The sequence below is a fragment of the Paenibacillus ihumii genome (assembly GCF_001403875.1).
Lineage (GTDB): Bacteria > Bacillota > Bacilli > Paenibacillales > Paenibacillaceae > Fontibacillus > Fontibacillus ihumii.
In genome coordinates, this window is sequence record NZ_LN884296.1 from 33,866 (window position 1) to 56,352 (window position 22,487).

A 22,487-nucleotide genomic window follows, 5' to 3' on the forward strand; every position below is an offset into this window, starting at 1 on the left:
TATTTTGAAGGACCGGAGGCGGGCGTTGATTTTTATGTAGATGACGTAATTGTCGCCGAGCGGGCTGAGATTGACTGGAAAGCAGAGGCCAATGCCCGGATCGGTCAGCTTCGCAAAGGCGATGTGCAGATTCTCGTGAAGGATGAACAGGGGCGGCCGGTATCGGGGGCGAATGTCGAGGTGAAGGCCGTACGGCATGGCCGCTTGCTGCTGCCTGCATAGCCGAGAACCAACCGGCTTGCTGGGCTGCCTGAGCCGTTCAAGGCCTGAAGCTTGGGCATTGCAGTCCGCCTATGTGGCGGCTCTGCGGATATGCGGGCAGCGTGAGCTGGAGCGGTGAGATTATGTCAATGGCGTTCGGATGAAGCCGGCATTTTCCTTGTCCGCTTTCGGGTGGTATAGTATAGAACAAGATGCTAGTACAGGAGTGTGAGGATAGCGATATGAGCAGAGCGATCACAGTGGTGGGCCTTGGATCGGGGGATCCGGATCAATTGACGCTAGGGATCATGAAGCAGTTAAGAGCGGCGACAGAGCGTTATGTCCGCACGAAGGATCATCCGGTCGTAGCCTGGCTAGAAGCCGAAGAGGGCGTCCGTTTTGAGTCTTTTGATTCCGTCTATGAGGAGCATGGGGATTTCCCGTCCGTATACGAGGAGATTGCGGCGAGGCTTGTAGCCAGGGCGCATAGCGCTGCGGAGGGGACGGTTATATTATATGCCGTTCCGGGACATCCGATGGTGGCTGAAGCAACCGTGCAAATTCTGCGGCGCCGCTGTCCGGAGGAGGGAATCAGGCTGCAGGTGCTGGGCGGGGAGAGCTTCCTGGACGAGGCCTTCGTCCGGCTTGGCTTTGACCCGATCGAAGGCTTCCAACTGCTTGACGCATCGGATATAGGAGCTGTCGCGATTGATCCGCGGATGCATACGCTTATCGGCCAGGTGTATGATACCTTTACGGCCTCCGATGTGAAGCTTGGCCTTATGGAGCTGTATCCCGATGATCACGAGGTGGTCGCCTGTCATGCCCTGGGCATCGAGGGGCAGGAGCAAATTCTTCGCATTCCTCTCCATGAGCTGGATCGTGTATCCGGGTACGGCAATCTATCCCTCATTTATATCCCGGCAAGCCAGGATGAGCAGTTGCGTAACAGAAGCTTCCAGCGGCTCCATGAGATCGTCGCGATTCTGCGCAGTCCGGAAGGCTGTCCTTGGGACCGGGAGCAGACCCATCGATCCATCCGTAAAAATCTTATCGAAGAAACATACGAGGTGCTGGAGACGATCGATGACGATGACCCGGATCATATGCGGGAGGAGCTTGGCGATTTGCTCCTTCAGGTAATGCTTCATTCCCAAATGGAGGAGGAAACGGGAACCTTCACCGCCTACGACGTCATCCAGGGATTGAATGAGAAGCTGATCTATCGCCATCCTCATGTGTTCGGCGAGCTGAATGCCGAGGACGCGGAAGCCGCGCTCGGCAATTGGGAGGCCATGAAGGCGGAGGAGAAGAGAAGCAAGGGAATCCAGCCGGAGGAGCAGTCTGCGCTCAGCGGCGTGCCCCGCGACTTGCCTGCCCTGATGAAGGCGTATAAAATACAGAAGAAGGCTGCCAAGGCCGGATTCGACTGGGAGGACATTTCCGGGGTCTGGGCCAAAATCGAGGAGGAGCTTGCCGAGCTTAAAGCATCGGTACAGCAGGGCGAGGATGCAGAGGCACAGCTGTTGGAGCTGGGTGACGTGCTGTTCTCTGTCGTCAATGCGTCCCGCTTTATCGGAGTTGATCCCGAAGAGGCGCTCTCTCTGACGATCCGCAAATTCGTCCGCCGTTTCCAGCATGTCGAGCGGCGGCTCAAGGAAGCAGGCAAGACGCCGGCCACGAGCTCCCTTGCCGAAATGGACAAGTACTGGGATGAGGCCAAAGACCTTGAGCGGAGCCGTGAAATGGACAATTTGTCTAAATAGCGGTGCTTTTTGGGAAAAAAACAAAAAAAATTATCGATTTTGGGCAGGATTTTTAAAGTAAAGCAAGAATACTCTTACAAAGGTATGGCTACTTATCGGGGCAATCGCCCCATTGTACTGCCGTATATCATCATTTCTTTAATTATTGGGAGGCATTATTGATGAACAAAACAGATCTGATCAACAACATTTCCAGCAAAAGCGGCTTGACTAAAAAAGACGTTGAGTCCGTATTGAACGGTTTTCTTGGCGAAATCACCGAAGCTCTCGCTAACGGAGACAAAGTACAGCTGATTGGCTTTGGCACGTTCGAGACTCGTAAACGTTCCGGCCGTACGGGCCGCAACCCGCAAACGGGCAAAACAATTGAAATTCCCGCATCTAATGTTCCAGCTTTTAAAGCGGGCAACAAACTTAAAGAAGCTGTAAAATAATGCGTCTTGATAAGTTCCTGAAAGTGTCGCGGTTGATCAAGCGCCGCACGGTGGCTAAGGATGTCTCCGAGCAGGGCCGGGTTCTCATCAATGGGCGAGAGTCCAAGCCGAGTACCGCCGTGAAGGTCGGGGATGAAATCACGATTCAATTTGGCCAGAAGCTGGTAACCGTACGGGTTGAACGACTGGCGGAGACCACGCGCAAGGAGGAGGCCTCCACGCTGTATACGCTGGTGAAGGAAGAGCCGATTCCCAAGGACAACTTTCTATGAACGATTAGGATGATAACGAGCAAATTACGGCGCCTTCATGGCGCCGTTTTCGTGTATTAGCAGTTCTAAAGATATTTCTCCTTCCATAAGCTATCTGTAAGAAGGAGGGGTACATGCCATGGTGGATCTCAATAAAGGGAAGCATCAGGAAGTCCGATTGTTCCAGCGTAAGCTGCTTGAAATTTCAGGTGTACTTAATGTGGAGAGCTTCGATAGCGAGGAGTTCTTGCTTCAGACAGAGCTGGGTCATCTAACGATTCGCGGCCAGAATTTACATATCAAAAATTTGAATTTGGAGCAGGGACTCGTCAGTATCGAGGGTCTCGTCAATTCCCTGTCTTACCTGGATCCCGGCTCCCAACCGGGCAGTAAAGGGCTGCTCGGCAAGCTGTTCCGATGAATCTGGAGGTCCAATGGGCGACGCTCCTATGGATGGCAGCGTCCGGGGGGATACTGGGCATCGCCTTTGACAGCTACCGTGTCGTATCGGGGCAGCTCCGCTTCCCCCGTTGGAGCGTTCATGCCCTTGATTTGGTCTATTGGGTGGCCGCCTCGTTGTTCGTATTCCGCACGTTATATCATAGTAACCAGGGCGAGCTGCGTTTCTATGTTTTTTTGGGGTTATTTATAGGCGTTTGGATTTATTTTTTGTTCCTAAGTGTTATAACGACGCGTTTTGTGGTAATGTTAATGAAGGTAGTTAAAAAAGTTTATCTCCTATCGGTGCGAATATTCAGTATCTTTATTGTAGCGCCGATGATAGGGTTAATGAAAGGAATCCGGCTGTTACTCGGCTTCGTTTGGGTCATACTGCTGTTTTTAGGGCGGATTTTGCTGCTTCCGCTTGGTAAGCTGCTTGTTTGGGCCCTAGGACCGTTAGTTCGCAAGCTTGGAATTGCTAGAATGGCCATAGCTGCGCGCGACCGGATAACAGCTTTATGGAAGCGTTGGTTCGGCAAGGAATGAAGTTAGAGGAGGTGCCCTATGCACAAAGCAACGGCGTCAGCAAATTCAAAGAATCCATCTTCCCGACAAATGGCTGGGGCACGACGGCGTATTCGGCTCTGGCTAGGCTTTATGATCATTTTCCTTGGTTGGGCAGGATATACGTATATTTCCCAGTCGGGCGAGATCAATGCCAAATCCCAGCAGCTGGAGGAGCGCCGGGCTTCAATGTCCGCCGCCACGCAGAGCTTGGAACAATTGAAGTATGAAATCAATCGGCTCCAGGATCCCGAATATATAGGGCAACTTGCAATGAAGAAATACGGGCTATATAAGCCGGGTGAGATCCCGGTACGCGTTTCTGAATCATCGTCGCGAAATGACTAATTATAAGCAGGACATACGTCTGTTGACCTTGTTTCAGTCATTGGGTATAATCAAATCACCGCAGTCAAGATTTCGAGGCCTGGCTGTATATTTTTAAGGGAGGATCATTTTATTTTATGGCAATTGAAGTGGGCACCAAGTTAGAAGGAAAAGTGACAGGCATCACGCATTTCGGAGCATTTGTGGATCTGTCAGGAGGTGTCACGGGTCTCGTTCACATCTCAGAAATCGCCGACAATTACGTCAAGGATGTTAACGATCACCTGAAGATAGGCGACGCTGTAACCGTTAAGGTTATTAACGTTGACAAGGACGGCAAGATCGGCCTTTCTATTAAACAGGCCGTGGACAAACCGGCAGAGGCAGCTAGACCACCTCGCGCGCCGCGTCCGGATCGTCCTAGCGGAAGAGAGGGAGATCGTCCCGGCGGCGGATTTAACCGTGAACGGGGAGGGCGTTCGTTCAAGCCCCCAGCCGGCAAAACTTCTTTTGAAGATAAAATGTCCCGCTTCCTCAAAGATAGTGAAGAGCGCATTTCTTCGTTGAAGAAGAACACCGAAGGCAAACGCGGTGGCCGTGGAGCCAAGCGCATGTAGCTTGAATATGAATGATGTGTACACCGCAGGCCAATACTCTGGCCTGCGGTTTTTTACGTTGGGAAATCGATGGCTTGAATTAGGGTCCCGGCCAGCCTGGCTGCAGAGAAATTCGTATCTGCACGGGGTGGTTTTTTTGTCGTCTTCGTTTTTTTACCGACAGGTTACTACGCTTTTCCAGTTATCTCAAGGGGAATCGCAGGAGCTTGGCCCCCTTCATTCGCAGGTTTGGTGCGAACATAAGAACCCCTGTGAAGCCGCTAGAATAGAGCAGGCCTGCATTCGCGCGAATTTATAATCCCCTCTCAATTTGTCGGAAATTTCTTTTGGCTCGCTCCGATATGTGACAAACTTTCCGGCGGCGCCTCCCTATAATGGGACATACCTTACAAAATTTAGAAGAGGTGGTGCCAGGATGAGAGAAAAATGGAATGTCATCGCTTTTCCGGGAGCGAGGAGGGCGAAGGAGCAGGCAAGGAGTTCTTGGTGGAGGGAGTGGAGCCAAATTCCTGTACTGAATAAAACAAGCCAATTATTTGCGGCCAACCGCTGGACGCTGTTAATGATGGCCATGGGCTTTTTGCTGGGCAGGGCGACGATCCTGGATGAATTGTCCCCTTTCGCGGCCGCCTTTTTCGCGGTCATGGTGTTCCTCCGCCGGGATATCGTCATCCTGGCGGCTTCCTCCATCCTAGCCGGCGCTTTGTTCGGATCTGGAGGGCACGTACTGGGCATTGCCGCGGAGCTGCTAATCTTTTATTTAATATACCGGGGAATGGAGTCGTTCGAGCGGGCTGATTTATCCTATGCGCCTCTGATGGTGTTCACTGCAACCTTCCTCGTAGGGCTGTTCGGCGCTGTCATCGGTCCTTCGTTAACCTGGTACGCCTTGATGATGACCGTTATGGATGCGGTTCTGGGCTTCGTTCTGACACTGGTTTTTATGCAGGCCATTCCTATTTTTACTTTTCGGAAGAAGAACTATCAGCTGCGGAATGAAGAGATATTATGTCTTGTCATTATGCTGGCCTCGGTGATGACCGGACTCGTCGGCTGGGAAATATTCGGATTGTCGGCGGAGCATATTTTATCCAGGTATTTGATTCTCGTATTTGCTTTGGTCGGCGGCGCTTCACTAGGCGCGTCCGTGGGTGTGGTCACGGGGCTGATCTTGAGTCTGGCCAATATGTCCGCGCTCTATCAAATGAGTCTGCTAGCCTTCTCCGGCATGCTGGCAGGGATGCTGCGGGAGGGCCGGAAATGGGCCGTCGGTTTTGGGATGCTGCTGGGCTCCTCTATTCTATCCATTTACTTGACTGGCTCGAAGGATATCCTCACCTCAACATGGGAAAGCTGCGCAGCTGTGCTGCTGTTTCTGCTGACGCCGGGCAGTGTCATGAAGATGATCGCGAAATATGTGCCGGGCACGCAGGATCATACGAAGACACAGCATGAATACGCTAAACGGGTACGGGATATTACGGCGGAAAGGGTTACGCAGTTCTCGCGGGTATTCAAGCAGCTCTCCCGAAGTTTTGGACAAGTATCCAGCTCAGGGGAAATGGCGAAGCGCAGCGAGGAGATGGATCACTTCATGAACGCAGTCACGGAAGAGGCCTGCGCGAATTGTTACCGCCGAAACAGCTGCTGGGACGGGAAATTCTATCAAACCTACCGCTTCATGACCGAAATGATGACCGCGGTCGAGGAGAAGCCGGATATTACGAAACGGGACCTGCCTGCCAATTGGAGCAAAATTTGCTCGAAGACAGAGCAAGTGCTGGAGCTTATGAAGCGGGAATATGATCTCTATCAACATGATATGCAGTGGAAACGGCAAATATACGACAGCCGGCAGCTCGTGGCCGAGCAATTGTCAGGCGTATCGCAGGTCATGGAGGACCTTGCCAAAGAGATTAAACGCGAAGGGCAGGCGCTGTACCGCCAGGAGGAACAAATTCGCGAGGCTCTGGAGAAGCTGGGGCTATCCATCTACAGCGTCGATGTTATTAATCTGGACCAAGGGAATGTTGAAATCGAGATCGTGCATGCATATACCCGGGGATATGATGAATGCCGCAAGATCATTGCGCCGTTGTTATCCGATATTCTCGGAGAGCATATTGCGGTAACCGGAGAAACGGAACACGGAGGCAGAGAGGGACTGACGACCGTTACGTTCAGCTCGGCCAAGACGTATGAAATCGTCACCGGTGTAGCCGGTACGGCCAAGGGTGGGGATCTGCTGTCCGGGGACAGCTTCAGCGCCATGGAGCTTGGCAACGGAACCTTTGCGGTGGCGATCAGCGACGGAATGGGGAATGGCGAGCGGGCCAGGCAGGAGAGCAGCACGGCGCTCAACATCCTTGAACAGCTGCTCCAGTCAGGAATGGATGAGACCATTGCCATCAAATCCGTGAATTCGATTCTGATGCTGCGGTCACCAGATGAAGTCTATGCCACGGTCGATATGGCCTTGATCGATGAATACACGGCGAAGACGACGTTCATGAAGATCGGCTCCTCCCCAAGCTTCATAAAGCGCGGAAACGAAGTGATCCCCGTGTCGGCAAGTAATCTGCCGATCGGGATTATTCAAGAGATCGATATCGATCTGGTCACCGTTCAGCTGCACCCGGGCGATACCTTGATCATGATGACGGATGGTATCTATGATGCTCCAGGCTATGCCGTTAACAAGGAGCTATGGATGAAGCGGCTCATTCTAGAAATTAAGGCGGAGGAGCCTCAGGAAATGGCCGACCATCTGCTTGAAGCGGTCATTCGCTACCAGAAAAACGTCATTCATGATGATATGACTGTTGTTGTTGCCAAAGTAGAGCATGTACGTCCGCAGTGGTCAACCTTGCATATCCCGGGAATTAGCCGGCTTGAGCGCCCTCGTACGGTAAGCTAAGTAGGAAGGGTGAAATGAAAGGGCTAATTATGAACTTTTTGTGAGCGTGGATGGGGGTCTAAAGAACTAGTTTTGTTAAATCTTTGTAAAAAATGCTATTATCCATGGAAAAGTATTCAATTTTATAGTAATATCGACCTTATTATTGGATATATTCCATCTAAAGAACTTAATCTCATATAGTCATTTTGGCAAAGCTGCTGAAAAGTAGTGACGCAAAGCTATAGGGACTTACTTCTCCCCGACGAGAAATGTCAGCCAGCTGCACAAGAAAGAGCAACTATGAAGATGCCCTTGTGAAGAACCTATGGTTCCTTCGAGCTAAGGGCAGCTTTTCTTGTAGGTATAGAACGCTTGGCCCTTGATGAGGCTGTCTGTTTCTATATGATTAAAGCGGTGAACTATGGTCGTTTTTTGCGCTGTAGTTCACTTTTTTTGTTTTGGGGAGAAAATTTATACTAATAAGGGGGGAATTGCTAGGATAATAGTTTAGCAGCCGAGACCTATTAATCCATCGAATAGAATTCAAAAAGGAGACGAACCATGAAGCTGCCGAATGTTCTCAAGAAATTTACCCAACTAAGCATTGTTACGAAAAATATGCTGCTGACGAGTCTGTCCATCATCCTGACGGGAGTCATCTTAATTGCCTCCAGCTACTATATTCAGGGCGGAGTACTGACGAATCAGCTGCGGAATGATTCCCAGAAAATTATGGAGGCGTGGAGCAAGAAGGTATCTGCCGACGAGGCAGCCGAAGCTATGGGCAATGCTGACCGCCAGTCGCCTATTCAGCAGAAGCTGACGCTCTTGTTCAATGAGCTGTCGGCGACTCACCCGAATGTTGCTCAGGGATATATATTCGGCTCCGAGCTGGTGGACGGGAATAAGACGCTAATGGTCGCTTTTCCTACATTTATCTTGGATATGTTCGCGGAGGAAGGATTGCAATTGGGCGATCTGCTGGAGCAGCCAGCCTTCCATGTCCAGGGTGTGCAGGAAATGCTGCAAACAAAGGAGATCACTTATACGAAGCCCTACAAAGACGATTATGGCACCTGGCTGACGGTGCTGTATCCGTTCCAGGATGGACAGGGAAATATCATGGCTTATATGGGGATGGATATCGATGCGAGCTTGATTCTGCAAGGACAGCAGGATTTGCTTAAATATGCTTCGATCGCACTGGCCGTTACGCTGCTGGTCATTCTTACCCTGCAGCATATCATGACCAGAAGAACCTTTGCTCCGGTGAAGGATTTAATGTCTGCACTGGACAAGCTGAGCCAGGGAGATTTCAGCGTACAGCTCAAGGCGAGCCAGGATGAGCTTGGACAGATCAATGCCAAGTTCAATTCAACGGTCGCCAATATTAACCGTCTGGTAGCGACGATTAAGGACGTATCGATTCAATCCGCAGAGCAGTCCAAGGCACTGTTCTCTACCGTGGAAGGCAACCACGAGAGCTCATTGACTATAATGAACAACATTGAGGAAATTTCTGACAAGGTCTCCCAGCAGAGCAAATCAATTTCGGAGAGCGCTACTTCCTTGGAGGAGATCGCCTCGGGAGCCAACACGATCGCTGGCAATACCTCAGCCGTATCCGAAGCGGCGCTGCAGATGAAGGAGCAATCCGAACAGGGCGGCGAGAAGGTGGGTAAGGTCATGAAGCAAATGGACTTCATACATACATCGGTCAGGAATTCAGTCGATTCCATCCATCAGCTGCAGAAGCGTTCCGGGGAAATCGAGGAAATCGTCCAAGTCATAACGCAGATCGCCACACAGACGCAGCTCTTGTCGCTCAACGCCAGCATTGAGGCTGCCCGCGCAGGAGAAGAAGGCCGCGGGTTTGCCGTAGTTGCCAATCAAGTCAAGAAGCTGGCGGAGGAGTCGGCAAGCTCTGCGGAACAGATTGCCGAGCTTGTCCGGCATATTCAGCAGGAGACCCTGCAGGCCGTAGAGGCGATCGGCGAGGGCGAGAATAATGTTGCGGCAGGCATCGGCATTGTCCAGGAGACGGGCGAATTATTCGATTCGATATTATCGGCCACGGACTCGGTGACGAGTCAAATTCAGGAGGTGTCCGCGGCTACGGAGGAAATGGTGGCAGAGACGGAACAAATTACGGCGGCCATCAAACAGCTGGCCGAGCTGGCCGAGCGGAATGCGGCGGTATCCGAGGAGATCAAATCTGGAGCCATAGAGCAGCGGAACTCCTCCAATAGGATCGTGGACGCCGCAGAGCAATTGAACCAAATTTCTAACAAGCTGGAGGAGCTCGTCGCAGGGCTTAAATTGTAAACAGATAGAGAGAATGCTTGAAGGAGTAGATACGATGAATACCATACTGGAGACGCAACAGAGCAGACGGTATTGGCTGGATGAGCTGAAGCCCCCGCTATCCGGCTTGGATATGCACACGGATCTTCCGAAGCACGGACAGGCTCGCAAGCTGTGCAAAACGGCATACGCACTGGATTTGGATGCCAAGCGGCTGAATGATGTTCTCGGGAGCAGGGATAGGCTGAGGTCCTGGATGCTCGCTTGCTATTACGTGCTTCTGTACAGGATGAGCGGTGAGCAGGATTTGCTTCTCGGCGTCAGAAGCCTCCGGGGCCATCTTCTCCCGGTACGTATAGTTTGCGATGGCTGCAGTTCCTTCAGTCAGCTATTTCGGCAAATAGCAGACAAGCTGGAACAGGCTGATACGGTTAGTCTGCCGCTTGCTGAAATTGAGAGCATTGCCGGTCCAATTCCCCCGCTGGAGGCAATTTACGGCCTAAGCGAAGGCGATGATACGGCGGGATTGGGATTGCTTCACTGGGAGGTGCGCCTGGAGCAGGAGCAAGCTATGATACATATCGTATATGCCGGCAACTTGTTTAAGGAAGCGACGATTCGGAGGTACGGCGTACTGTTCCGGCAAATCGTGCAAGCCGTCCTGGCTGATAGCAGCATTGCCATCGGGAGGATTCCTTTGCTGACAGAGGAGGATGTGGAGGCTTATGCCCGGCTGAATAACACGGCAAGGGCTCTGCCGGAGGCCTTAAGCATTCCGGCCATGCTGGAGCAATCTGTGAAGCGGTTCCCAAACCGGATCGCTCTATCGTCCGGTCAACGGGAATTGACCTATGCCGAGCTGGATAACCACTCTAATCAGGTGGCACAAATGCTGGTTAGCCGCGGGCTCGCTCCAGGCGGCTTCGTTGCGATCTTCATGGAGCGCAGCCTGGAGGCGGTGATCAGTATGCTTGGCGTGCTCAAAGCAGGCGGTGCGTACATTCCGCTGGACCCCGAGCATCCTGATGAGAGGAACGCGTACATTATTCAAGATACCGGCTCCACGATTATCCTGACTAAGGAGATTTATGCATCCAAGGTAACCGCATTAATGGACATGGCCCAGGAGCCGTCAATTCCTATATTTACGGTATTTTGCTTGGACGGAGGTCTTGACGATTATCCTGCACGACCGGTAGAGGTGGCTGTCAGAGCAGAGGACACAGCCTATGTGATCTATACCTCCGGCACAACGGGCAAGCCGAAGGGCGTATTGATTCCGCACATCGGCGTGATCAATTTGGCTGCTGCTGCTGTAGCGCAGCTGGGGCTTGACGAGCAGGATATCATTTTACAGTATTCGACCTTCAGCTTTGATGCATCCGTGTATGATATATTCAGCGCTTTGCACAGCGGCTCCAGGCTTCATTTGCTGTCGGTCGACGAGCGGTACTCCGTAGAGGCGTTTACCGCGGCGATCAAGTGTACGGGGGCTACACGTCTGGGCATATTGCCAACCGTGTTCTTCAATCAGCTGTCCGTCTACTTGAACGAGGAAGATGCCGACAGATATAAGCCAATCCGCAGCCTCGTGATCGGGGGGGAAGCTCTTACAGGGGAGGCTGTGCGGACTTTCCAGAGGAAGCTGCAGCATCGCCCCCTGATTGTCAATGCTTATGGTCCGACGGAAGCGACGGTAGTCACGACCGTTCATCTAATGGATGATTTGCTGCCGGATGATATTTCTACGATAAGCATAGGTCGTCCTATAGCAAATTACGAAGTATTAATCGTTGACGAGCATAATCAGCTGTGCCCGCAGAATGTAATGGGAGAGCTGCTGATCAGCTCGGTGGGGCTGGCCAAGGGATATTTGAATCAGCCGGACAAGACGGATGAGGCCTTTATTCTTGATCCCGTTCATCCGGAATCCGGAAGAAGATACTACCGGTCAGGCGATCTTGTCCGCTTGCATAATGATGTTATCGAGTACATGGGACGGAAGGATCTGCAGGTTAAAATTCGCGGATACCGGATAGAAATAGGTGAAATTGAGGATAATTTGGCGAAATACGAGGGAATTAAGGATGCGGCCGTTATTGCGAAGGACGGGGCTGACGGCTCCAAAGTGCTCGCTGCTTTCTATACGCCGCGGGAGGGTGCTGTGCTCAGCCGCCATAAGCTGCAGTCTTTTTTAAGGAGCAAGCTTCCATCCTACATGGTTCCAAGCCTGTTCACCCTGATCGATGCAATGCCGTTATCTCCTACCGGCAAAATCGACCGCAAGCAGTTGGCAAACTATGAATGCGATTTGCAGGAAGAGGAGGATACGAATTATTCGCCTCCCGAGAATGAGCTGCAGCGGGAAATATCAGCCGCCTGGGAGAAGGTGCTCGGCCGTGTACGAATCGGGATCCATGAGGATTTCTTCGAGGCGGGAGGCCATTCTTTGAAAATAATAGAGGCTCTCACCCTCCTTAAGCCGAAATTTCCCGGCCTGAGAATCGTCGATTTCTTTGCTCATCCGACGATAGCGGGGCTGGCGGAGCGGGTAGAGCAACTTGCCGCTGCCGGGAATTTGCATGGATCTGTCCCAGCGGCAGCAACCGGGCCGACGGAGCTGGTGGAATATCCGCTGCAATTCGGCGGGCAGGCGATCCGGAACTCGGTGTACCGCCAGCAGCATATTCTGCTGACAGGCGCTACCGGATATCTCGGATCAAGGCTGCTGCTTGAGCTGCTCGAGCGGAGCCAGGCCATGATCTACTGCCTGGTTCGCCCCAGCAGCGGGAGCGAACCCTATGCCCGCCTCCGCAGTGTAATGACCGCTTATTTCGGCCGCGGAATCGGGGGTAGAATGGAGGGGCGCGTACGGGTTATTGCCGGTGATCTGGAGCAGGAGGGCTTGGGCCTGAACGCAGGGGATTACACTCTCTTGCGCGAGCAAATCGACTCGATTGTGCACTGCGGAGCAGAGGTACGCCATTTTGGGGAGCCGGAATATTTTCGCCGTGTGAATGTGGACAGCACGGAGCGTCTGTTAGCTCTGGGCCGCGGCAAGCCAGACTTCCGTTTTCACTACATTTCCACGCTCGGCATTCCCGAGGATTTGGCGATGAGCGGGCAATGGGATTCTTTTACCGCAGGCGGGGCATATAATTATTCCTCCCATATAGCCAATGTATATACGCACAGCAAGCTGGAGGCGGAGAAACGGGCCGTCCAAGCATGTGAAGAGAAGGACGTGCCCGTTACCGTGTATCGCGTTGGGAATCTGTCCTGCGACTCCAGGACCGGAGTTTTCCAGACCAATATCGGCAGCAATGCCTTCTACCGCATGCTTAAGGCCATGCTTCTGCTGGGCAGGGCGCCCCGCGTGAATTGGCAGGTCGATATTACGCCTATCGATTATGCTGGCGAGGCGATAGCAGCACTTCTGCTGCAGAATCGGACCGTGGGACGGATGTTCCATATTTGCAATCCGGTACAGATCCCTTATGAAGATATGATTGATCAATTCAGGGATTACGGGTATTCGATTTCTTTAATGGAATGGCCGGAGTACGAGGCTTGGCTGCTGGATGCCCGCCAGCCTAAGGATCAGCAGGGAATGGAGCTGGCGATGGCCCAATTGGAAGGCGATGGCGCTAAAAACTCCGTATACCGCTATGGCTGTCCGCAAACGCTAGAGTACTTGGAAGGGAGCGGGGTTGTTTGCGCCGCACTGGATCGGTCTTTTTTCAGAAGATTAATCGATCACGCCGTAGCCGTAGGATATTTCAACTCTCCTAACTGACCGGGAGATGCAAAGAGAGGAATCGTAGAGGTATGGGGACAGGGTTAAGCCTGGATCCATGCCTTCTTGCATTAGGGCTCAAAAGTACAGCGTGATCCGGTTTGAATTGCGGCATCTCTGGAAATGATAGAGAAGAGAGATTGGAAGGAGGCTTGTGCTATGCGACAAATCATGCTCATCACGGACGGATGCTCTAATGTAGGGGACAGTCCAGTTCTGGCGGCAGCTCTGGCCAGGCAGGAGGGGATTACGGTCAATGTCGTTGGCATTATCGATTATGGGACGATCGGCGAGCTGGGCAGCCAGGAAATATCGGAAATTGCCAAGGCGGGCGGCGGAATGAGCCAGCTCACGGGAACGGATCGTCTAGCCCAGACGATGCAGATGCTGACGCGGAAGACGGTGGTTCAGACGGTTCAGCAGGCGGTTAATAGAGAGTTGAGGCAAATTCTGGGGAGTAATGGCATAGAGGATTTGCCGCCTGATAAACGATCTCAGGTCGTCGAAGTGATCGATGATTTCAGCGAGAGCAGCTCTCTGCAGGTCGCATTGCTCATTGATGCAAGCGCCAGCATGAAGCCCAAGCTTGCTGCAGTTGAGGAAGCGATTCGCGATATGATGCTTAGCCTGGGGGCAAGGAAGGGACAGAGCCAGTTAGCGGTTTTTCACTTTCCGGGGCCAAGGGGCGAGGATGCTGTGCTCGATTTGGATTGGACGATTGATCTGGGCAGTGCGAGATCGATCTTTCAACGGCTGGTCATGAGAGGGGCCACGCCTACTGGACCAGCCATCAAGCAGGTGATGGAATTCTTCCGTTATGGTACACTGGATAGAAACGGAAAAGTGGCTTGGCCGGAGGAATCCGATGAAGGAGAAGGAATGCTCGGTGACTACGTCGTTTAAGCTGAATTTACCGCAGGGCACGCTCATCACCGGCCGCTGGAAAGGGGGACGCTACCTAATCCAGCGGCTGCTGGGCCAAGGGGCCAATGGGGTCGTGTATTTGGTGAAGAAGGCGGATAATGCTAGACTGTACGCCCTCAAAATGGGCTTCGATACAGTGGATATTCAGTCTGAAATCAATGTGCTCAAAGCCTTACAGCGCCAAGGAAGGCGGCAAGGCTCTGTTAAACGGAGTCCCGGCTACCTGGTTGAGGTGGATGACTACACTCTCCAGGGCAAGGAGATTCCGTTCTATGTGATGCGTTACATAAAAGGGGAGCCTTTGCGGGCTTTTCTCGCAAGGCGGGGAAGCCGCTGGATGGATGCAGCCGGACTGAACCTGCTTCGGGAGCTTCGGCATCTTCATGACTCGGGATGGGTATTCGGCGATTTGAAGCCGGAGAATGTGCTGGTAGGAGCATACGGAGAGGTAGAGCTGATCGATTACGGCGGAGTAAGCAGTATCGGCCGCAGCGTCAAGCAGTTCACCGAATGGTATGACCGCGGCTTCTGGAATGCCGGGGGGCGGACGGCAGAGCCGTCCTATGACTGGTTCAGCTTTGCGGTCGTATGCATCCACTTGCTGGCTGAGCAGCCTTTGAAGCAGGCCGCGACGCAGCTGCCGCAGATGAGAAGCGCAGCCGATTTGCTGACCATCATTGGGACTGTCCCGTCGCTTGCACCTTACAGGGCCTGGCTAATGAGAGCGATCCAGGGCGAGTTTCGCGATACGGCCGAGGCCTGCTTATTATGGAAGGAACTTGTAACGGCGCCCAAGCCGGCAACGAGGAAGAAGGCTGGTACGCCGCGCTGGATTATTAATGCATTTGCGGTTGCTGTTATATTGCTGGTTTATGCGCTTTATGTGGCTTTTCGCTCTTGATCTATAACAGCTCAGGATAAATCAGATGGTGGGGTGGGCGAAGTTGAATAATTACAGCATGTATCCTCTGGTGGAGCGGGTTCGCCGTACCGGGGAAGAGCAGCGGTTGTGGTCTCCCGGGGACTGCATCATCGTGGCCGTATCGGGAGGCCCTGATTCCGTCGCATTGCTTCATATTCTGCATGCCATAGCCTCACGCCCAGAACAGAAGCTTTCGCTGGTCTGCGCTCATATTAATCACGGATTTCGGCCGGAGGAATCCCTTGAGGAAGCCGAATTCGTGCAGGGGCTGGCCAACAAGCTAGGGCTGCCCTTTGAGTTAGGCAACCTCGACATTCCTTCATATATTAGGCAATCGGGCAGGAGCACGCAGCTGGCTGCCCGGGAGAAGAGGTATGAATTTCTTCACACGGTAGCTAAGAAGCATGGGGCAGCCTCCATTGCCCTAGCGCATCATGCGGATGATCAAGCGGAGACGGTAATGATGCGCATTATACGCGGAAGCGGGGCGACAGGGCTTGCTGGGATGCGCATGAGACGGCGAGAGCATAACGTGAACCTGATCCGGCCTTTATTGCGGATCTATAAGGCGGAGATTCTGCAGACCTGCCAGGACGCGGGAATTCCTTACCGCATAGACAGCAGCAATCTGCAAAATAAATATGCGCGAAATGCAATTCGCTTGGATGTGCTGCCATTTTTGGGGCAATATAATGAACAGCTGGCTGAGTCGCTGAATCGGCTGGCCGACACGCTGGGCGAAGAAGACGACTATTTACAGCAAATGACCGGCCGGGCTTACCGGGAGCTGGTCACTCCAGACGGCGCAGGTCTGGCCTTTCAAGTCGGGCCGTTCGCCGCTTTACATGCCGCTTTACAACGGAGGTTGATTAAACTAATATTAAATTATCTGCCTTTCGGCATGGAAGAAAGCGATTTTGTCAAGATCGAACGTGTTCGTCAAGGGGTGATTCAGAGTTCCCCCACGACATGGAGTCTTGATCTTGGGGGTGGGCTGCAGTGTGTTCGTGAATACGACACCATCAGGTTTATACCTAATGCAGCGGAGGGGAACGATGGCCTTCGCTATACATACCATGTAAACACGGTTCCTGCGGAAGTCGCTATTCAAGGTTTGGGCGCCAGCCTGTTGTTTGCGCAGACCACGGCCGGGCAAGATGCTGTGAGTATGGCTCACGGTAAAGACAGAGCGGTATTTGATGCGGATAAGCTGGTTTATCCGCTTACAGTGCGTTCCCGTCAGCCGGGAGATATGATGAAAGTAATGGGGCTAAACGGCACCAAAAAAGTCAAAGATATTTTCATCGATGAGAAAATACCTCCCTCCCTCCGTTCACGAATTCCTATAGTCACCGATGGGCAGGGCCGGATTCTGTGGATTCCCGGCATCCGGAGGTCTTCGATCGCAGCGGTAGGACAGCATACGTCCTCCGTCCTGCTGATGACTCTGGTTCGGGACGCGGAGGAGCAGTAGCATCGGGTTATCGCCGGGTTAAGGCATTCATAGTATAACGTAGGAGGTCTACTTATTTTGCACAACGACATTAAGGAAATTTTGATTACCCGGGAACAGATTCAGAATAAAGTTGAGGAGCTGGGACGGCGTCTTAGTGAAGAGTACGCTGGGCGCAACCCGCTCGTCATTTGCATTTTGAAGGGCGCTTTTATCTTTATGGCGGATCTCGTCAAGGAGATTACTGTGCCGCTTGAAATTGATTTCATGGCCGTGTCCAGTTACGGGACGGCGACGAAATCGTCCGGCGAAGTGAAGATTATCAAGGATCTTGACAGCTCTGTGGAGGGACGCGACGTCTTGATCGTTGAGGACATTATCGATAGCGGGCTAACCCTAAGCTATCTGGTGGATGTTCTGGAGCGCCGCAAGGTGAATTCCGTAAAGATCGTCACCCTTTTCGATAAACCGGCAGGGCGTACGGTAGATCTGGAAGCCGATATGTCGGGATTCGTGCTTCCTGACGAATTCGTGGTTGGCTATGGGCTGGATTATGCGGAGAGATACCGCAACCTCCCTTACATCGGAGTGTTGAAGCCAGAAGTTTACAAGAGCTAATAGCCTGTAGCTGGCCTTTGGCCGAACATCGCCTGCGACTTTTTTGATAATGAGTAAGGGACTATGGTAAAATAACTTAAGTTGTTTTGAGAGGAGGCAGGGGATGAATCGGTTCATCCGGAATTCTGGTTTTTATTTAATACTTTTCTTAGTCGTGGTGGGCATCGTCCAAATCCTTACCGGCACAAATGAAACGGCCGACACCCCTAGATACGATCAATTGCGTCAGCAATTGAAAGCCGATAATGTCAGTGAAATGACAGGGAAATTTGACGGTTACGCTTACTTGGTAACCGGTAAATATAAGCAAGCCGTCGGAGAGAGCAAGACGACGAATTTCACGACCTATATTCCTTACGACCAGAACGTGTTGAAGGAAATCGTAGATCTGAGTGAACAGAATGGCTTCCAGCTGAACTGGAAGAAGATGCAGGAGCAGAGCATTTGGCTGACATTCCTGACATCGCTGTTACCGCTTGCGCTTATGTTTATTCTGTTCTTCTTCCTGTTCAACCAGGCTCAGGGTGGTGGCGGCAAGGTAATGAACTTCGGCAAGAGCCGGGCCCGCTTGTATAATGAGGAGAAGAAGAAGGTTACATTTGAGGATGTAGCCGGAGCAGACGAAGAGAAGCAGGAGCTTGTCGAGGTGGTTGAGTTCCTGAAGGATCCGCGCAAGTTCTCCGCCGTTGGGGCGCGCATTCCGAAGGGCGTATTGCTCGTAGGTCCTCCCGGAACCGGTAAGACGCTGCTGGCTCGTGCGGTAGCGGGTGAAGCCGGCGTGCCGTTCTTCAGTATTTCCGGTTCCGACTTCGTGGAAATGTTCGTCGGTGTCGGTGCTTCCCGGGTACGGGATTTGTTCGAGAATGCCAAGAAGTCAGCTTCTTGTATTATTTTCATTGATGAGATCGATGCCGTCGGCCGTCAGCGCGGCGCTGGCCTCGGCGGAGGTCATGACGAGCGGGAGCAGACGCTCAACCAGTTGCTTGTTGAGATGGATGGATTCGGAGCGAATGAAGGCATTATCATTATTGCCGCAACGAACCGCCCTGATATTCTTGATCCGGCGCTGCTGCGTCCGGGACGTTTTGACCGTCAAATTACGGTGGATCGTCCGGATGTCAAAGGCCGCGAGGCAGTGCTTAAGGTGCATGCCCGCAACAAGCCGCTGACAAACGACGTCCGTCTCGATATTATCGCGAAGCGCACGACAGGCTTTACGGGCGCTGATCTGGAGAACCTCTTGAATGAGGCGGCACTTCTAGCTGCGCGCCGCAACCGCAAGGATATTTCGATGAGAGAGGTTGATGAGGCCATCGACCGCGTTATCGTAGGTACGGAGAAGCGCAGCCGCGTAATCAGCGATCGCGAGAAGCGGATCGTTGCATACCACGAAGCAGGTCATACAATTGTTGGCTACTTCCTGGAGCATGCGGATATGGTTCATAAGGTAACCATTATTCCGCGCGGCCGTGCGGGCGGATATGTCATTATGCTTCCGAAGGAAGACCGGATGCTTGTTACGAAGCAGGAGCTGCTCGACAAGGTTACGGGACTTCTTGGCGGCCGCGTCGCCGAAGAGCTGTTCATCGGTGAAATCGGCACCGGGGCGTATAGTGACTTCCAGCAAGCGACCAGCATCGTGCGCAGCATGATCGTGGAATACGGAATGAGCGAGAAGCTCGGACCGATGCAATTTGGCACTTCGCAAGGCCAGGTGTTCCTGGGCCGTGATATCGGCCACGAACAGAACTATAGTGATCAAATCGCTTACGAAATCGATCAGGAAATGCAGCGCTTCATTACGGAAATGTATGAGCGTTGTAAGCAGCTTCTGACCGAGCACTCCAAGGAAGTGCACCTTATCGCGCAGACCTTGCTTGAGAAGGAGACGCTGGAGCTGGAGCAGATCAAGCAACTGATCGAGCATGGCAGATTGCTAGAGCCTGGTGAGGGTGGCGAAGGCGGCGGATCAACGGAGTCTGGCGAGCCAATCGTCGATAATATCGGCGATGTACGCGTGCGTATTCAAGGCAAGCCGGAGGATGGATCTCCAAGCGCTTCAGGCATCCCGACGGGCGATATTCCTAATGACGTGCCGAACGGATCAGCGAATGACGCCTCGAACGATCCGATCGTAAATACGCCTGACGGAACGGTAAATGATCTCCCGGGCGGCAGCCGTCCTGACGGAGACAACCCGGATAAAGGTACTGGCAATAACGGAAACAACAATCCGACGGTATAGTCGGTCAAATGCACAGAAATCGGGGCAACCGTTAGATTTGAACTGCCCCGTCCATTTGACAGTGCAAAAAATAAAAGTCAGTTAGACGGCCTTGGTCCTGAATTACATTGGACTGAGGCCGTTTAGCTTTGCCTTAATCGTTCGTATTGTAAACGTGCATGTAATCATTTGCATGTAATCGTTTATATCAATAGTGCATATAACGTCATATTGAAAAAATGTAAATAATCGTCGTATGCAAAAGTGCAAATAATCGTGCGTATTGCAAAAGTGATATAGTCATCCATATCCTTCTTGAGTTCCTCGTAGCTGCGGTAGGTATGCGAACAATACAGCTCGCACTTCAAGGTTTCGTAGAAGGACTGAATTTATTTAATCTTCATAAGGTTTCATAAGTCGTTGCACTCGCTTAAGGTTAGGGGTCTTACATTTGTTGATACATTTATGTAGGCGTTTTTCTTATATAATGGCGAGAGAATGCGAACCCAAGGTTCCGACTTGTCCAGTGCAGGGAGCGAAGGCGGTCGGAGCACAGCATTCCAATCTGCCGTTAAGGTTGTTTTTGTCGAGTCGTCATTGTGAACAAGATGCATGGATATTGGAATACCCCTTAAGCTCTTATTCTTGTCGCTGAAACCTATTCAAGCAAGTTATGCTGGGGTAAGGTCTGTTTTCTCCCCGTGCGGACGAACCTACCATCTGTTATTTGATTCTAACGAATCTCCTTAACGTTATTTGTGCATATTGGCTATGATTATAACTCTAACGAATTTCAGCCACTCTACTCACGTTTTAATTTTCCTACTGGAGCAGTAAAACGTGAAATAACGTTACCTGGCTTCGTTATATTTGTACAGGGGTTACTTTTAAACAAATAGTGATAGTGAGATTCGTTATAAAAGGTTTCAGTCGCATGTCTCGTTACGAGTCTCAGTTAGGTATTTCAGTCACATGACATTGCCACGGTCTCAGTTAGGACATCTCAGTCACATGACATTGCCACGGTCTCAGTTAGGACATCTCAGTCACATGACATTGCCACAGTCTCAGTTAGGCATCTCAGTTACATGGCATTGTTACAAATCCCAGCTACAGGTATTACACGTCACGGTCGTAGGGTGCCTGCAGGTATTAGTGTCGTAGTTGGTTTGTTTGCGACCAACGGCAAATGTTTTCCTGTATTTTTATGGTCTACCGCTGTTTCTAATTATTGCTGCGGTTTTCTGGGACTCGCATCGTTTTCTGTTGTCTGCTATTGTTTCTCATGTTTGTTATCATGCTATCGTTTGCTATCGTACTATGGTTTGCTATCGTTGCTACCGTGCTAGCGCTTGCTATCGTTCGCTACCGTGCTAGCGCTTGCTGCTAGCTAGATGGCGGGGGAGCTTTTTAACCGGGATAGGTTATTGTCAGCCGGAATTAGCCTGACCGGAATTACCCTGAAAATCCGTTATTTATGTTTAAATTTGATGTTTTCTAGATTCAGATCGATTGACAGGGATACCTGCCTTGTGTAAATTAGTTGTTGAACAACGTATTGTGACAACGAAGTGAAACATCGGTTTTTTTACAGCTAAGAACGTACCGAATTTCACATCCTTGGCAGACGCGTGACAGGTAACGTGAAATTTTATACGTTCTCCTTTTATTTGTCAGGCAGCTGTAAGGAACATGGAATGATAACTCAGGAGTACAATCCCGCTGCATAGAGAGAAAAGGCGGATGAATGATTAAGGGGGAGGATCATCGTGGAAGCTCTGGCATTAGAGCGGAAGGCGGAAATGAACCGCGAACTGCGGGAGAGACTGTTTCAACTGAAGAAGGAACGCAACGCAATTATTTTGGCGCATTATTATCAGCGCGATGAAATTCAGGAGGTTGCCGATTTCCGGGGCGACTCTTTTTTGCTGGCCCAAAAGGCCGCTTCGACGGATGCGGATACAATCGTGTTCTGCGGTGTGCATTTCATGGGAGAGAGCGCCAAGATTCTGGCACCGAACAAGACGGTGCTGATTCCCGATGAGCGGGCGGGCTGTCCGATGGCTGACATGGTCAACGTGGATGGATTACGCAAATTAAAGGCCCAGCATCCGAATGCCAAGGTCGTGACCTATATCAATTCTTCTGCAGAGATCAAGGCCGAAACGGATATCTGCTGTACGTCTTCCAATGCGGTTAAGGTCATCAATTCGATCGACGCCGATGAGATCATTTGGGTGCCGGATAAGAACTTGGGGCACTATGTACAGCAGCATACCGACAAGAAGATGATTATTTGGGAAGGCTACTGCAACACGCATGATATGTTAACTGTAAAAGACGTAGTGGAGATGAGAGCGAAGCATCCTAACGCAGAATTCGTGGTTCATCCAGAGTGCCGCCCTGAAGTAGTTGCTATGGGCGACTTCGTCGGCAGTACGACGGCGATTCTGGAATACTGTAAAAATTCCAGCAGCAAGGAATTCATAGTGGGGACCGAAGACGGCACGGGGTATCAGCTACGGAAGGACAGCCCGGATAAGACGTTTCACTTTGCGACGAAGTTTCTGGTATGCCCGAATATGAAAGTCAACAACTTGAAAAAACTGGTCAAATGCTTGGAGACGATGCAGCCGCAGATTTACGTGCCGCCTGCCGTAGCAGATAAAGCCAGAACTTCCCTAGAGCGCATGTTACAAGTCAAGTAGCATGCGCTACTCTCTTGTTCAAGATAGGTGACCTGTGT

At 51.6% G+C, this 22,487-nt stretch carries 17 protein-coding genes, 1 pseudogene and 1 riboswitch; of the genes and pseudogenes, 17 read left to right on the forward strand and 1 reads right to left on the reverse strand.

Features of this window, described 5'->3' with window-relative positions; all coding sequences use genetic code 11:
• From BN2762_RS27195 to ftsH, 16 genes and pseudogenes are all read left to right on the forward strand, one after another.
• A pseudogene (locus BN2762_RS27195) lies at positions 1 to 222 on the forward strand (hypothetical protein); the annotation flags it as partial.
• A gap of 221 nt (positions 223 to 443) precedes the next feature.
• Positions 444 to 1,967, forward strand: a complete 1,524-nt coding sequence (gene yabN / locus BN2762_RS02085; protein ID WP_055105395.1) for a bifunctional methyltransferase/pyrophosphohydrolase YabN — start codon at positions 444 to 446, stop codon at positions 1,965 to 1,967.
• 161 nt (positions 1,968 to 2,128) lie between these two features.
• On the forward strand, positions 2,129 to 2,401 hold the full coding sequence (locus BN2762_RS02090; protein ID WP_055105396.1) for an HU family DNA-binding protein: 273 nt from the start codon (positions 2,129 to 2,131) through the stop codon (positions 2,399 to 2,401).
• Positions 2,401 to 2,673 carry an RNA-binding S4 domain-containing protein gene (locus tag BN2762_RS02095; RefSeq protein ID WP_055105397.1) on the forward strand — a complete coding sequence of 91 codons (273 nt, stop codon included), beginning with the start codon at positions 2,401 to 2,403 and terminating at the stop codon, positions 2,671 to 2,673. Before BN2762_RS02090 ends, BN2762_RS02095 begins: the two co-directional genes overlap by 1 nt.
• A 118-nt stretch (positions 2,674 to 2,791) precedes the next feature.
• Entirely contained in the window at positions 2,792 to 3,073 is a 282-nt protein-coding gene (gene yabP, locus BN2762_RS02100; protein ID WP_055105398.1) for a sporulation protein YabP, read from the forward strand.
• A complete protein-coding gene (yabQ, locus tag BN2762_RS02105) occupies positions 3,070 to 3,639 on the forward strand; it encodes a spore cortex biosynthesis protein YabQ (RefSeq protein WP_055105399.1) in 570 nt (189 codons plus the stop codon). The genes yabP and yabQ overlap by 4 nt, the downstream gene beginning before the upstream one ends.
• Positions 3,640 to 3,657: 18 nt before the next feature.
• Complete coding sequence (locus BN2762_RS02110) at positions 3,658 to 4,005, forward strand: FtsB family cell division protein (RefSeq protein ID WP_055105400.1); 348 nt, start codon at positions 3,658 to 3,660, stop codon at positions 4,003 to 4,005.
• 116 nt (positions 4,006 to 4,121) lie between these two features.
• Positions 4,122 to 4,601, forward strand: coding sequence for a S1 domain-containing RNA-binding protein (locus BN2762_RS02115; RefSeq protein WP_055105401.1), 480 nt, complete (start codon positions 4,122 to 4,124; stop codon positions 4,599 to 4,601).
• A 415-nt stretch (positions 4,602 to 5,016) separates the two neighbouring features.
• Positions 5,017 to 7,518, forward strand: coding sequence for a stage II sporulation protein E (spoIIE, locus tag BN2762_RS02120; protein ID WP_055105402.1), 2,502 nt, complete (start codon positions 5,017 to 5,019; stop codon positions 7,516 to 7,518).
• A 180-nt stretch (positions 7,519 to 7,698) separates the two neighbouring features.
• A riboswitch (cyclic di-GMP riboswitch) is annotated at positions 7,699 to 7,788 on the forward strand.
• A 273-nt stretch (positions 7,789 to 8,061) separates the two neighbouring features.
• On the forward strand, positions 8,062 to 9,825 hold the full coding sequence (locus tag BN2762_RS02125) for a methyl-accepting chemotaxis protein (protein ID WP_055105403.1): 1,764 nt from the start codon (positions 8,062 to 8,064) through the stop codon (positions 9,823 to 9,825).
• A 34-nt stretch (positions 9,826 to 9,859) separates the two neighbouring features.
• On the forward strand, positions 9,860 to 13,600 hold the full coding sequence (locus BN2762_RS02130; protein ID WP_055105404.1) for a non-ribosomal peptide synthetase family protein: 3,741 nt from the start codon (positions 9,860 to 9,862) through the stop codon (positions 13,598 to 13,600).
• Between the two features lie 159 nt (positions 13,601 to 13,759).
• The gene (locus BN2762_RS02135) at positions 13,760 to 14,503 is read left to right on the forward strand and encodes a vWA domain-containing protein (protein ID WP_055105405.1); all 744 of its coding nucleotides are present in this window, start codon (positions 13,760 to 13,762) and stop codon (positions 14,501 to 14,503) included.
• Complete coding sequence (locus BN2762_RS02140; RefSeq protein WP_392391555.1) at positions 14,487 to 15,425, forward strand: serine/threonine protein kinase; 939 nt, start codon at positions 14,487 to 14,489, stop codon at positions 15,423 to 15,425. The genes BN2762_RS02135 and BN2762_RS02140 overlap by 17 nt, the downstream gene beginning before the upstream one ends.
• A 58-nt stretch (positions 15,426 to 15,483) precedes the next feature.
• Positions 15,484 to 16,920, forward strand: a complete 1,437-nt coding sequence (tilS, locus tag BN2762_RS02145; RefSeq protein ID WP_055105515.1) for a tRNA lysidine(34) synthetase TilS — start codon at positions 15,484 to 15,486, stop codon at positions 16,918 to 16,920.
• A gap of 57 nt (positions 16,921 to 16,977) precedes the next feature.
• Positions 16,978 to 17,517, forward strand: a complete 540-nt coding sequence (hpt, locus tag BN2762_RS02150; protein ID WP_055105407.1) for a hypoxanthine phosphoribosyltransferase — start codon at positions 16,978 to 16,980, stop codon at positions 17,515 to 17,517.
• A gap of 103 nt (positions 17,518 to 17,620) precedes the next feature.
• The gene (gene ftsH / locus BN2762_RS02155; RefSeq protein ID WP_055105408.1) at positions 17,621 to 19,762 is read left to right on the forward strand and encodes an ATP-dependent zinc metalloprotease FtsH; all 2,142 of its coding nucleotides are present in this window, start codon (positions 17,621 to 17,623) and stop codon (positions 19,760 to 19,762) included.
• Positions 19,763 to 19,944: 182 nt separating this feature from the next.
• Here the strand turns inward: ftsH and BN2762_RS28280 are convergent, their stop codons facing one another.
• Positions 19,945 to 20,130 carry an IS3 family transposase gene (locus BN2762_RS28280; protein ID WP_148499859.1) on the reverse strand — a complete coding sequence of 62 codons (186 nt, stop codon included), beginning with the start codon at positions 20,128 to 20,130 and terminating at the stop codon, positions 19,945 to 19,947.
• A 1,380-nt stretch (positions 20,131 to 21,510) separates the two neighbouring features.
• Between BN2762_RS28280 and nadA the strand changes: the two genes are divergently transcribed.
• On the forward strand, positions 21,511 to 22,449 hold the full coding sequence (gene nadA / locus BN2762_RS02160; protein WP_055105409.1) for a quinolinate synthase NadA: 939 nt from the start codon (positions 21,511 to 21,513) through the stop codon (positions 22,447 to 22,449).
• The last annotated feature ends 38 nt before the right edge of the window (positions 22,450 to 22,487 follow it).

What these genes read in the sequence shown, in the direction of transcription:
- BN2762_RS02135 (WP_055105405.1), top strand. Translation starts at nt 13,760, where the DNA reads ATGCGACAAATCATGCTCATCACGGACGGATGCTCTAATGTAGGGGAC.
- yabN (WP_055105395.1), top strand. Translation starts at nt 444, where the DNA reads ATGAGCAGAGCGATCACAGTGGTGGGCCTTGGATCGGGGGATCCGGAT.
- BN2762_RS02125 (WP_055105403.1), top strand. Translation starts at nt 8,062, where the DNA reads ATGAAGCTGCCGAATGTTCTCAAGAAATTTACCCAACTAAGCATTGTT.
- BN2762_RS02110 (WP_055105400.1), top strand. Translation starts at nt 3,658, where the DNA reads ATGCACAAAGCAACGGCGTCAGCAAATTCAAAGAATCCATCTTCCCGA.
- BN2762_RS02115 (WP_055105401.1), top strand. Translation starts at nt 4,122, where the DNA reads ATGGCAATTGAAGTGGGCACCAAGTTAGAAGGAAAAGTGACAGGCATC.
- spoIIE (WP_055105402.1), top strand. Translation starts at nt 5,017, where the DNA reads ATGAGAGAAAAATGGAATGTCATCGCTTTTCCGGGAGCGAGGAGGGCG.
- yabP (WP_055105398.1), top strand. Translation starts at nt 2,792, where the DNA reads ATGGTGGATCTCAATAAAGGGAAGCATCAGGAAGTCCGATTGTTCCAG.
- BN2762_RS02090 (WP_055105396.1), top strand. Translation starts at nt 2,129, where the DNA reads ATGAACAAAACAGATCTGATCAACAACATTTCCAGCAAAAGCGGCTTG.
- tilS (WP_055105515.1), top strand. Translation starts at nt 15,484, where the DNA reads ATGTATCCTCTGGTGGAGCGGGTTCGCCGTACCGGGGAAGAGCAGCGG.
- BN2762_RS02095 (WP_055105397.1), top strand. Translation starts at nt 2,401, where the DNA reads ATGCGTCTTGATAAGTTCCTGAAAGTGTCGCGGTTGATCAAGCGCCGC.
- yabQ (WP_055105399.1), top strand. Translation starts at nt 3,070, where the DNA reads ATGAATCTGGAGGTCCAATGGGCGACGCTCCTATGGATGGCAGCGTCC.
- ftsH (WP_055105408.1), top strand. Translation starts at nt 17,621, where the DNA reads ATGAATCGGTTCATCCGGAATTCTGGTTTTTATTTAATACTTTTCTTA.
- BN2762_RS02130 (WP_055105404.1), top strand. Translation starts at nt 9,860, where the DNA reads ATGAATACCATACTGGAGACGCAACAGAGCAGACGGTATTGGCTGGAT.